The sequence below is a fragment of the Staphylococcus capitis subsp. capitis genome, from assembly GCF_040739495.1.
Classification (GTDB): Bacteria; Bacillota; Bacilli; order Staphylococcales; family Staphylococcaceae; genus Staphylococcus; species Staphylococcus capitis.
In genome coordinates this window covers 652,056-664,905 of record NZ_CP145263.1, presented here as the reverse complement: position 1 = coordinate 664,905, position 12,850 = coordinate 652,056, and the positions used below count along the sequence as shown (strand labels likewise).

Genomic DNA, 12,850 nt, shown 5'->3' with positions numbered 1-12,850 from the left:
GTCCACCTCCTAAAAATTTCTATTATAATTTAATTTCGATGTCTACACCTGAAGGTAAGTTTAAGCCCATAAGAGCATCAACTGTTTTAGGTGTTGGGTTAACAATATCGATTAAACGTTTGTGAGTACGTTGTTCGAATTGTTCACGAGAATCTTTGTACTTATGCACGGCACGAATGATTGTATAAACTGATTTTTCAGTTGGTAACGGAATTGGTCCAGAAACATCTGCACCAGAACGTTTTGCAGTTTCAACAATTTTCTCTGCTGATTGATCAATCACACGATGATCATAAGCTTTTAATCTGATTCTGATTTTTTGTTTTGCCATAATTTTCCCTCCTTGTTCGTCTACATTTAAGTGATAGACTTCTCCACGAAAACTATCTCACACAACGCCATGGCAAAGCGGCCGGGTGTGTCAGTAACCTTTCGCTTCATCGCTTTTCATAAAGTCCAACATTAGATATGTTACATGAAAAACACCGATAAATCAAGGTTTTTCAGTAACTTTCTATATATCTGTCTAACACATACTTGATTATTGTACTTGAAATAAAGAGCTTGTTCAACCGTTTTATTGAAATTTTTTACTTTTATTTTAGTTCATTTCCTAAACGGAAACATATTAATATATTTATAACGTTAGCTTTAATATAATAGGAAGAGAATAGGAGTGATTAGATGAAAAACGGAGTTAAAATGACTTTAGCAATTTTAGGGGTTTTCCTTATCATTTGTGAATTTTTCTATGGGATTCCTTTTTTAGGTGGTAGTGTCATTTTAAGTTTTGGTTGGCAACCATTATTACTTAATGCATTTCTCTATCTTATTATTACAATTATTTTACTTGTAGATACTCAAAATTCTATTAAACCAATGGTTATTATACCGATTTTAGGTATCGTAGGATCATTTATTGCATTTATCCCAGTAGTTGGTATGGTAGTACATTGGATTTTATTCTTCTTAATGATATTTTTTGTGTTCATTGTTTTATCTGCTCCAACTTATCTACCAAATAAAGATGCTCGAGTAATCTACACTCAATATAAGAACGATAGTAGAGAAAAAGAAGAAATTCATAGATAAATATCATTTATAATAGTAGAAAAAAGTCGGCCCATATATGGGTCGACCTTTTTTATTATTTATGAACAAACACAAAGTAAAGTATAAATAATGCCATGAGTACATACATAATAGGATGTACTTCTTTATGTCTTTTGGTAATAACCATTGTAAGTGGATAGAAAATAAATCCACACGCGATACCTGTAGCAATTGAATATGATAAAGGCATCATAATAATGGTAATAAATGCAGGAACCGCAACTTCAAATCGTTTCCAATTGATTTCAGCAAAGTTAGAAGCCATTAACACACCTACAACTACTAAAGCAGGTGTAGTCACAGCACTTGTAACCACTTCGATAAGTGGACTAAAGAATAGTGCAAGTAAGAAACAAATACCAGTTACAATACTAGCAAAACCTGTACGGGCACCTACCGCTACACCTGATGTAGATTCTATGTATGAAGTAGTTGTTGTTGTACCAAAAATTGCTCCCACAATCGTAGCAAGTGAATCTGAGAAAAGCGCTCTTCCTGCTCTAGGTAATTTATTATCTTTCATGATACCAGCTTGTGTTGCAACAGCTACAAGTGTACCTGCCGTATCAAAGAAGTCAATGAATAAAAATGTTAAAATGACGATTAAAAATTGAACTGTGAATAATTGACCAGGATCTTTAAATGATTCAAACGCTACACCAAAAGTTGGTTTAATACTAGGAATATGACCTACAATTCCTGATGGAGTATGGATTTGACCTGTAATCATACCTACAATCGCTGTAATAATCATCCCTATAAATATAGAACCTGGTACTTTTTTAGCGTATAAAATAACAGTAATTATAATTCCAAATATCGCTAATAATACTGGCGCTTTAGTTAAGTGACCAAGTGTAACAAGTGTTGAATCATTTTTAATAATGATTCCAGAACTTTGAAGTCCTACAAAGGTGATAAACAATCCTATACCTGCTGAAACAGCCATTTTCATCTGATAAGGTATAGCATTAATAATGATTTCCCTTAATCCTGTGGCAGTTAAGATAGCAAAGAACACCCCAGAGAATAGTACGCCGGTTAAACCTACTTTCCATGGAATTCCCATTGTGAGCACAACAGTAAATGCGAAGAAAGCATTTAATCCCATTCCTGGCGCTAAGGCTATTGGATATTTAGCGATAAGTCCCATAAATAAAGAACCAACGAAAGCAGCTAATGCAGTGGCAACAAAAATTGCCCCTTGGTCCATTTTCATATCGCTAGAAACACCTTTTACCCCAGCCAAACTTAAAACTTGAGGATTTACGGCAAGGATATAAGCCATAGATAAAAACGTCGTGATACCACCTAAAATTTCATTTCTATAATTTGTTCCATGCTTATCGAACTGAAAGTATTTTTTCACGGTAAATGCTCCTTTATTTGAAATACTTTAATATTTTAATACCTAAATTCACAAAAAACAATACCAAAAGCGAACCTTTAACTATATTTATATTTTTTCGTTCGCTATTTTTTAAAGTTTTAAATTTTTTAAAGCGTCTTTAAATGGATTATTATCTATCTCTTCTGTATTATTCATATATTTCTTCATTTCTTTACGTGAAACTTTACCGTTAGTTTTCTCTTTCATACGCTTATTCATTTGAGCTTGTGTTTCAGAATGACCGCAAACACATCTGTATACTGCCTCTTTCCCTCTTCCAAATAAAGTCATTTTCTTCTTACAATTAGGACAACGCGCATTCGTTTTACGTTGAACATTTTTCTTAGTTTTACAAGAAGGATCTTGGCATACAAGCATTTGACCATTTTTAGTTTTTACTTTGATCATGAACTTACCACATGTAGGACATTCGGTCGTAGTTAAATTATCATGTTTATATTTTTGTTCACTATTTTTAATTTTGTCTACAATTTGTTTAGTGAAGTCTCTCATTTCGTTCATGAATTTCTGAGAGTTATATTTCCCTTGTTCAATAAGAATCAACTTTTCTTCCCACTGAGCAGTTAAAAGAGGTGATGTTAATTGATCAGGCGATAACTCTAAAATTTGTTTACCTTTAGATGTAACTTTGATTTTACCATCTCTTGATTCAAGTGCATTCATATTAAAAAGCTTATCAATAATGTCTGCACGAGTTGCAACTGTCCCTATTCCTCCAGTTTGTTTAAGAGTTTGAGCATACTTTTTATTACTAAAATTAATATAATTTTGTGGATTTTCCATCGCTTTTAATAGAGAACCTTCATTAAAATAATCAGGTGCTTTCGTTTCATGTTCATGAATATTCACTTTTTGAACTTTGAACTTAAGATTTTTAGTAAATCGATGTGATGATGTTTGACGTAATTCCTCTTCTTTAAGTGCCTTAAAACCTAATTGTTTAGGAATGTTTTCTTTCAATGTAAAGATTAAATCTTTTATACCAAAGTTAATCACAACATTTTCATATTCGTAAGGTTTCATTAAAGTTTCTAAAAATCTTTGAACAATAATTGTATAAATTTTTAATTCTCGTTGACTGAGTTGATCAAGTGATGGTCTTACTTCCGTAGGTATAATGGCATGGTGATCTGATACTTTTCCATCATTAAATATATTCATTTTAGGTGAAAAAGACTGACTCATAAGTTCTCGCACATGGGCTTTATATTCAGTAGCGAGTAAGGCTTGTAAACGCTCCTTAATCGTATCCACCATATCATTCGTTAAATAATTTGAGTCAGTACGTGGATACGTCACAATTTTATGTCTTTCATATAAGTTTTGTAATGTATTTAACGTGTCCTTCGGTCCCATTTTAAAACGTCGATACGCGTCTTGTTGTAAATCCGTTAAATTATATAACATTTGTGGGTACATTTTCTTATGCTTAGTTTTTATATCTAATATTTTGCCTTCTTGGTTTTTTACTTGTTGTGCAAGTGCTTCTAAATCTTCTTTATTTTTATAACGTTTATTTGAATCTATTTGAAAGTTGTACCCATCTACCTTAATTGATAATGTATAGTACTTCTCAGGTTGGAAATGATTGATTTCTTCCTGTCTAGATTGCACTAATTGTATAGTTGGTGTTTGAACACGTCCTAGTGATAATTGTGCATCATACTTTGTTGTCAGCGCACGTGTGGCATTAATTCCTACAATCCAATCCGCTTCACTCCTCGCTAATGCTGCCTGATAAAGACTATGATATGCACGTCCATCTTTTAAATGTTTAAAACCGTTCTGAATGGCCTTCTTAGTTACCGAACTAATCCATAAACGTTGAATTGGTTTCTTGTTGCCAACTTTATCAAGTATAAGCCTTGCGACAAGTTCCCCTTCTCGCCCCGCATCAGTTGCTATAATGATGTTGTTCACCTTTTTATCCATTATTAATGATTTTACAGTTTTAAATTGCTTACTCGTTTTACCAATAACAATAGTCTTCATATGTTTAGGTATAATAGGTAAATCCTCAAGTTTCCATTCTTTATATGAAACATCATATTGTTCTGGTGTTGCATTTGTGACTAAATGGCCTAATGCCCAAGTCACGATATACTTTTCATTCTCAATATATCCATTCTTTTTCTGCTTGATATTTAATGCCTCAGCTATATCTCGAGCTACCGAAGGCTTTTCAGCTAATATTAAGGATTTCATGATAACTTCCCTTCTGAAAATGAATTTGAAGTTAGCTTAATTTTTACAATAATAATTTTTGAATCGTAAAGAAGAACTCTCTCAAAATATTTTTTCAAAATTAAACTTATTCATTCATTGAATAGTATTAGTCATATTGTAACATGTGTATCTATCGATAAACTTTCATTTCTCTATAAATATAATATAATTGAAGAAAGACTATAAGAGGCGGAGGTAGAATGATGAATATCGTTCAATTGCGTGAACCACAAAAAATAAAAGCTTTTATAGACTCATCTCGTTACTTATCAACATCTTATTTATATAAACTACCTCAAGAATATGAGGATTTTGACACATTATTAAATGAAGCTATTACTCATCCAGGCGTGATTGCAATGACTGAAAATAATCAAATTCAAGCGTTGATACTTGCTTTCTCATATGATAATCATCGGTACAAAATAATAGGACCATTTATTGCACAAGACTTTACTTTGACTGATAATCAATTCAAATTACTGTTTGATAAATTGATAGAACAACAACCGGATGAATCCATATTCAACTTTTCATTTGAAGAAGGTGCACAAGAATATAAAACCTATATGAAGACAATCCATGCTAGTTATAATTTTACTGATTATTATTTGGAAGCACAAAAAGACCTTGGAGATCATTTTAATAATCAAAATATCATCGAATATCAAAAAGGTTTCTATCGTGCATTTAGCAAATTACATATGATGACCTTTAAACATAACGCAATGACTCCGGATGAAATTATAGAATCACTAGATGAACATAATCGATTATTTATATTTGTAAGTGAAGGTCTATTGAAGGGGTATTTATACTTACAAGTCGATACTGAACGCAACAATGCCGAAATTAAGTACTTTAGTTCCCATATGGATTATCGACTCAAAGGGATTGCTTTTGACTTACTTGAGTATGCTTTGAAATACGCTTTCAAGCATTATACTATTCACAAAGTCTACTTTAAAATACGTAATAAAAATAGCAAATTGGTTGAACGTTTCAACGAGTTGGGCTTCCAAATTAACTATGAATATAAGAAATATAAATTTGAACCTAGACATTTGCACCAGGATTTCTCAAGTTGATTAGTACACTTACACATAATTAATTTTATACTTTAACCGTAAACGACTGTTTATAAATATCTTGTAACATAGAGTGTTTATAGACTTAACTTAGTTTACGGTTTTTTTATTAGACATTTCTCAAACTTTTACTCTGAGTTGTCATTCGTAAGTTTTTGTTTTTTACTTATCAAATTTTTTGATTTAGAATAATTTCAAGTGTTAAAGAATACACTTAATTAAGATTTTTAGGAGAGTGAGTAATAAGTGCAATTTTTAGACTTTCTCATCGCACTATTACCAGCCCTGTTTTGGGGTAGTGTTGTAATTATAAATGTGTTTGTAGGTGGTGGACCCTACAATCAAATCCGTGGAACGACTTTAGGTACTCTAATTGTCGGTATCGGTTTACTACTAACTGGTAATGCTGCTTTTGATAATTTAACAGTTATTATTGTAGGTTTAATCTCTGGTGCGCTTTGGGCCTTTGGTCAAGGTAATCAGTTAAAATCTGTTAACTTAATAGGCGTTTCAAAGACGATGCCTATTTCTACAGGAATGCAACTTGTTGGTACTACTCTATTTAGTGCCATTTTCTTAGGAGAATGGAGCACCATGGTTCAAGTTGTAATGGGCCTCATCGCAATGGTTTTACTAGTGGTTGGTATTGCTCTAACATCACTTAAAGCTAAAAATGAAGGCACATCCAATAATCCAGAATTCAAAAAAGCAATGGGTATCTTGCTTATTTCAACTATTGGTTACGTAGGCTATGTTGTTCTTGGAGATATTTTCGGAGTCAGTGGTACTGATGCCCTATTCTTCCAATCAATCGGTATGGCCATCGGTGGATTTATTCTCTCTATGAATCATCAAACTTCTATTAAATCTACTGCATTGAATTTAATACCTGGTGTAGTATGGGGTATTGGTAACTTATTTATGTTCTACTCACAACCTAAAGTTGGTGTAGCCACAAGCTTCTCATTATCACAATTACTTGTTATCGTTTCTACTTTAGGTGGTATCTTTATTTTAGGTGAGAAAAAAGATCGTCGCCAAATGATTGGTATATGGTCAGGTATCGTTGTGATAATCATCGCATCAATTATTCTAGGTAACTTGAAATAAAACGTTAGGGGGACGTAAAATGTTTAAAGAATTAGAAAACAAAGTAGTTGTTATTACTGGAGCTGGTAGTGGTATTGGTAAATCATTTGCCGAAAACTTTGGGAAAGCTAAATCTAAAGTAGTATTAAACTATCGCTCTGATCGTCATTTAGATGAAATAGATGAACTAAAAAATACGATTCAAAATGCTGGCGGACAAGCTATTGCAGTTCAAGGTGATGTTGCTGTAGAAGAAGATGTTAAAAATCTTGTTCAATCAGCAGTTGATCAATTTGGTACATTAGATATTATGATTAACAATGCTGGTTTTGAAAAACCAATCCCAACACATGAAATGTCTAATGCTGAATGGCAAAAAGTCATAGATATTAACTTAACAGGTGCATTTACAGGTTCTCGTGAGGCGATTAATCAATTTCTTAAAGAAAATAAAAAAGGTGTCATAATCAATATCTCAAGCGTTCATGACACAATTCCTTGGCCTAACTATGTCAATTACGCTGCAAGTAAAGGCGGATTAAAGTTAATGATGGAAACTATGTCAATGGAATATGCTCAGTATGGTATTCGTATCAATAATATTTCTCCAGGCGCCATTGTCACTGAACATACTCGAGAAAAATTTTCTGATCCTAAAACACGTGAAGAAACGTTAGAAATGATCCCAGCACGTGAAATTGGTGAAGCTCAAGATATTTCAAACGTCGCATTATTTTTAGCCTCTGATTTAGCAAGCTATATTCATGGTACAACTATTTATGTTGACGGTGGTATGACTAATTATCCAGCATTTATGGGTGGTAAAGGATAACCCCTTTTTAAATTCACACTCAAAAAAGCATTCGAAGACTTTTTATAAGTCATTCGCATGCTTTTTTCATACATTGCTATTAGATTTTATTTTTCAAAAATGAATGAACAAACAACTAAACAAAAAGTGCTTGATAAACATATAGAATAACAATACTAATTATTATAGTTAAGTTAGTGACCATCCCTACAAATGGCAACGTCTTATACTTAAATTGAATGGAATAAGGTATGATAGCTACACCTACTGGTAAAAGCCATGTAATTAATAACGTCGTCTTAATCATTGGATCTGATACCGGTAAAAAGAAATGTACAAGTGTTCCTGCTACAATAGCTAATCCATAATGCAAGCAAAGATACTTAATCGTTACAGGTAAGTATTCTCTATCAATGCTAAAGCTCAACATGACACCTAGTAATATCATTGATAATGGCATATTAGCTTTAGAAAGAATGCTGAAGAAGTCTATGGCTGGCTTCCATATATGAATATTAGACATATTTAGTGTAAACATAACGATATAGGTTACTAATGGTACAGACTGAATCAATTTCTTCCCTAAAAATTTAAAATTGAATTGGTCTTCACCTTCACTGAAATAACTTCCCACAAAGTATGTCAAACCGAACATAATCATTGCCCCACCAATATCAGCCATTCCAAAATATACCATACCTTTTTCTGGCCAAATAGCATTAACTAAAGGATACGCAAACAGACCGATATTCATTGAACCTGTCATCATTCCTACAGAACCACGCATTTGGTTACTATACTTCCTAAAGAACCATATCACAATGATTTTGGCAACAATACCATAGACTATCATCATGATTGGTAAGATTGAGAATGACATATTTAGGTCAGCACTATTTAAGTTAACGATGACAAGAGAAGGTAATGTGACGTTTAATACAAGCGTTGAAAGAACTTGACTATCAGTTGCTTTTAAATAATTAATGCGCTTAAGAAAATAACCGAGCGCAATAAGTAATATAATCATGACAAATTGTTCAGTCACATCTATACCTTCTTTCTCTAGATTTTCATTTTTACAGTTGATAACTTTAACATATTTCTCACAATTTTTAGAAGCGTCTTGTTTCGTGATATAATCTAATTTAAATATAGTTACTAAACAATTTCAATGATAAAAGGAGATTTGTTTCTATGGATTTAGAATCTAAATTAACAGAACTAAAATATGATTATGTACGATTACAGAATGATTTAGATAAAAAGGAATCGCTTAATCAAAATGTTGATCCACTACTAAAACAGCTAGAAGATATTGAACAACAAATTTCTGACATTCGAGCTAAAATGAATGAATAATTTAATGGTAGACAGAAATTTAACATTTAATTATTACAAATTAAATGTTAGACATAAATGAGAACAAGACTTTTCTTTAATCATTTATTGACAATGAGCATATTCAAATTAACTTACATATGAATTATCAAACATCCTAGTCATCAATTTTTGAACGTGCTAAGATATAATTCGTAAAAGAAAGGATGTCCCAGATGCAATTTTATCTAATTTTGTTGCCCATTTTATACTTAATTGTCGCATATATTAGTATTTTTAAAATGCACTCGATTTTCACGAGAATTTTAAGAATTATTATGGGTATTTTATTATTGTTCGTCGTTGCGATTACGACGCTACAATTTCCGAAAGAAAATTGGTGGGTATTTATCGTGTTATTACTCCTAGTTGGTAACATTGAGGTTACAGGCTTTAAAGAACTTAAAGGCGATAAAAAAGGTGTTAACATTTTAAATATCATTTCAATTATTTTAATAGTAATTTATGTAATTTTAACGCTATTTTTATATTAAAAAATATGAAAATCGACTTAGGCTATAATATGAGGATGCCTAAGTCGATTTTTTCTATTTATTATTCCATTTTCTAGAAAATTTATTCTTTAGGGTGAACAAGATTTCGTAAATAACTGGAACGACGATGAGTGTCAATATTGTTGAAGAAACTAAACCGCCTATTACAGTAGCTGCCAATCCTTTTGAAATAAGAATTGAACTATCTTGACCAAATAACAATGGAATTAATGCACCAATTGTTGCTATTGCAGTCATTAAAATAGGTCTGATACGAGTGCCACCCGCTTCAATTAATGCTTCTTTCATTTCCAGACCATTCTTTTCATTGTTTATTACTCGGTCAATTAAGACAATCGCGTTAGTTACCACAATACCTATAAGCATCAACATACCTATTAAACTTGGTACGGAAATTGTTTCGCCAGTTATAACAAGAGCCAATACAACACCTACAACAGTAAATGGTAATGAGAAGAGTATTGTAAATGGAGCTAGCCCACCTTTGAAAGTAATGACAAGTATTAAATAAACAATAATAATAGCAGCTAACATAGCTATAGCTAATTGAGACATCGCCGTATTAATATCATCAGTCGCACCACCAACATTCATTTTAACGTTGTTTGGTTTATGAATGTCATTTAATTGAGACATGACTTCGCGAGACTTACCTCCGACATCTTTATCTGAAACTTTACCTGTCACAGTCGTTGCATAGTCTCCATCTTCTTGCGTTAACTTACTTGGTGTCGTAGTTTTCTGTAATGAAGCTATTTTACTTAATTTAATTGTTCCACCTGTTGGTTTTTTCAATTCTATATTATTCAGTTTCTTCGGAGACCAATCAGTTTGCTTATTCTGTTTAACTTTAACATCAATTTTCTTGCCTTTATCTTTAACTGTAGTAATTGTCTTTTCAGGCAAGTTCTCATTAAGATTCATAGCTAATTGACTTGCCGAAATACCATTATCGGCAGCCTTATTCTGATCTACTTTAATTTCATATTGATCATAAGTTTGTGATAAATCTGATTTAACATTTACGATACCATCAATATTTTTCATTTTCTTCTCAATATTTTCAACCGTATCTTTAATTGATTCTGGTGAAGGACCTTTTACAGTCACTTCTATTGAATCATTACCTGCACCAGTTCCTAAATCCTGATTTTTCCAATCTCCTGGTTGCTTAAACGTCTCAATATGTTTAAGCACTTTATCTGGTTCCTCATCAAAGTGAAGTGTATTTGAATCATATTTAACCATAATTGCCATACTATTTGTGCTACCTGTTGGATCTTGAGGTGTCGGTCCTCCAACAGAATATTGTACGGCTTGAACTTTATCTTTACTATCTAAGTATTTTTGTACTTCCTTCGCATGATTTAAAACTGACTTTTCAGTTTCGCCGGGTTTAGGCGTATAAGTTAATGCTAAGAATTTATTATCCCCCGACGAAATATAGCTTGTTCCTAATGTTGTCGCACCTAAACCTATACTACCAATTAAAATCACTTTACTAATCACAATGACTATCCATTTATGATTGAGTGACCATTTTAGTATTCGTCTATATTCTTTGCTAATCACACCTAAACCTTCACGCTGACGCTTCGTTTTCACACCTTTTCTGAAAAGTGTAGAACCTAAAGCCGGCACAACCGTAATGGAAACAAGGAGTGACGCTAAAAGACTAAATGTGATAGCCAGCGCAAATGGTCTAAACATTTCACCGACAGAACCTGATACAAAGACAAGTGGTAAAAATACGACAATCGTTACTAAAGTAGAGGACATGATAGGTTTAAATACTTCAGTTGTCGCATTAATTATTAAATTTTCACCTTTCATTGTCTCATTGGGATCTGATAGTCTACGATAAATATTTTCAACTACGACGATAGAGTCATCAATCACACGTCCTATTGCGACAGTTAATGCACCTAATGTCAGAATATTTAATGATACATTACTTAACTTTAAAGCCACCATAGCAATTAGAATGGACAATGGGATTGATACTACTGAAATAGCTGTTGTTCTAATATTACGTAAGAATAGAAGAATTACTATAATAGCTACAATCGTACCTAAAGCTGCTTTTTCTACCATGGTATAAAGGGAATCTTCAATGGGTTTAGCTGTATCCATCGTCTTCGTTGATGTCATACCCTTATTATTCTTAACAAATTCATCTACTTTTTTCTGAACTTCTTTGGCAACTTGAACAGTATTAGCATCTTGAGATTTCATAATTTGTAAGTTAACTGCGTCTTTACCATTCGTTTTAGATATTGAAGTTCGATTATCTCCTACAGAAACGTCAGCTAAGTCTTTTAAGCTTACTGATGGCATTTTCCCATTACTACTTGCCATTTTTGATCCTGATTGCGAAGAGTTGGAATTTTCTTTAGGCATTAAGCTCTCATTATCAGAATCGCTATTATTAGAATCATCACTACTTTGATTGCCTTGTCCTGCTATAGATAAAGGAATCTTTAGATTTTTTAAAGCATTAACTGATTCAAATTGACCGTCAACGACAAGCGATTTATCCGTTTTACCAAATTGGAATAATCCTAACGGTGTTTCACGAGTAGCAGTTTTTATGTAATTTTCGACATCATCAGCAGTTAACCCTTTATCATCTAAAGCATCTTGCTTAAATTTCAGTGTTACTTCACGATTAGTTTGACCATTTAATTGAGCATTTTGAACACCATTAATCGTTTGTAATTTAGGGATAAGTTGTTGATTAAGCTCTTTAGTTACATCTTTTAAGTCATGTTTATTACTTGTAAATGAATATGCAACGATTGGGAAGGCATCCATAGAGTTTCGAGTTAATTCCGGATCTCCCACTCCGTCTTTAAATTTAATTTTATCAATTTCTTTTCTTAGTTGTTCTTCAGCTTTATCCATATCTGTGCCATCATTATATTCAACTGTTACAATTGATGCATTCTGTATGGATTCTGTCTTCACACTCTTTACATAAGCCAAGGAACGTACTTGATTATCTATTTTCCTACTAATTTCATCTTCAGTTGATTGAGGGGTAGCACCAGGCATGGTAGTTTGAACAGAAATCATCGGATTCTCAACATCTGGTAAAAGTTCGAGTTTTAATTTTGCACTCGAATAAATCCCGCCTAAGATGACTAAAACAACCATTAAAAATATAGCGAATTTATTACCTAGCGAGAACTGTAATAACTTTTTAATCATTCTAGTATTC

Annotated in this window: 11 protein-coding genes; 6 read left to right on the top strand and 5 right to left on the bottom strand. The window is 32.5% G+C overall.

Going from position 1 to position 12,850, the window contains the following annotated elements; all coding sequences use genetic code 11:
- Positions 1–22: 22 nt before the first annotated feature.
- Complete coding sequence (gene rpsJ, locus V6C74_RS03230) at positions 23–331, bottom strand: 30S ribosomal protein S10 (protein WP_001118667.1); 309 nt, start codon at positions 329–331, stop codon at positions 23–25.
- Positions 332–684: 353 nt separating this feature from the next.
- Here rpsJ and V6C74_RS03225 point away from each other — a divergent pair, with 353 nt between their 5' ends.
- A complete protein-coding gene (locus tag V6C74_RS03225) occupies positions 685–1,092 on the top strand; it encodes a hypothetical protein (RefSeq protein ID WP_002453789.1) in 408 nt (135 codons plus the stop codon).
- Between the two features lie 55 nt (positions 1,093–1,147).
- Here V6C74_RS03225 and V6C74_RS03220 read toward each other — a convergent pair whose 3' ends face one another.
- Positions 1,148–2,482 (bottom strand): NCS2 family permease, encoded by a 1,335-nt coding sequence (locus V6C74_RS03220; protein WP_002432350.1) that lies wholly within the window; start codon positions 2,480–2,482, stop codon positions 1,148–1,150.
- A gap of 111 nt (positions 2,483–2,593) precedes the next feature.
- On the bottom strand, positions 2,594–4,729 hold the full coding sequence (locus tag V6C74_RS03215; protein ID WP_002453790.1) for a DNA topoisomerase III: 2,136 nt from the start codon (positions 4,727–4,729) through the stop codon (positions 2,594–2,596).
- Between the two features lie 224 nt (positions 4,730–4,953).
- On the opposite strand from V6C74_RS03215, the gene V6C74_RS03210 reads away from it, so the two are divergent.
- From V6C74_RS03210 to V6C74_RS03200, 3 genes are all read left to right on the top strand, one after another.
- Positions 4,954–5,838 carry a GNAT family N-acetyltransferase gene (locus tag V6C74_RS03210; protein ID WP_016898631.1) on the top strand — a complete coding sequence of 295 codons (885 nt, stop codon included), beginning with the start codon at positions 4,954–4,956 and terminating at the stop codon, positions 5,836–5,838.
- A gap of 246 nt (positions 5,839–6,084) precedes the next feature.
- Positions 6,085–6,948 carry a GRP family sugar transporter gene (locus V6C74_RS03205; protein WP_002432856.1) on the top strand — a complete coding sequence of 288 codons (864 nt, stop codon included), beginning with the start codon at positions 6,085–6,087 and terminating at the stop codon, positions 6,946–6,948.
- 19 nt (positions 6,949–6,967) lie between these two features.
- Entirely contained in the window at positions 6,968–7,759 is a 792-nt protein-coding gene (locus V6C74_RS03200) for a glucose 1-dehydrogenase (RefSeq protein WP_002453792.1), read from the top strand.
- A gap of 115 nt (positions 7,760–7,874) precedes the next feature.
- Here V6C74_RS03200 and V6C74_RS03195 read toward each other — a convergent pair whose 3' ends face one another.
- The gene (locus V6C74_RS03195) at positions 7,875–8,783 is read right to left on the bottom strand and encodes an AEC family transporter (RefSeq protein ID WP_002453793.1); all 909 of its coding nucleotides are present in this window, start codon (positions 8,781–8,783) and stop codon (positions 7,875–7,877) included.
- A gap of 149 nt (positions 8,784–8,932) precedes the next feature.
- On the opposite strand from V6C74_RS03195, the gene V6C74_RS03190 reads away from it, so the two are divergent.
- Both V6C74_RS03190 and mspA read left to right on the top strand, forming a co-directional pair.
- Complete coding sequence (locus V6C74_RS03190) at positions 8,933–9,097, top strand: SE1832 family protein (RefSeq protein WP_002432795.1); 165 nt, start codon at positions 8,933–8,935, stop codon at positions 9,095–9,097.
- Positions 9,098–9,291: 194 nt separating this feature from the next.
- Positions 9,292–9,609: a membrane stabilizing protein MspA gene (gene mspA / locus V6C74_RS03185; protein ID WP_002432960.1), complete on the top strand. Its 318-nt coding sequence runs from the start codon at positions 9,292–9,294 to the stop codon at positions 9,607–9,609.
- A gap of 54 nt (positions 9,610–9,663) precedes the next feature.
- Here the strand turns inward: mspA and V6C74_RS03180 are convergent, their stop codons facing one another.
- Complete coding sequence (locus tag V6C74_RS03180; RefSeq protein WP_016898630.1) at positions 9,664–12,840, bottom strand: efflux RND transporter permease subunit; 3,177 nt, start codon at positions 12,838–12,840, stop codon at positions 9,664–9,666.
- Positions 12,841–12,850: the final 10 nt, after the last annotated feature.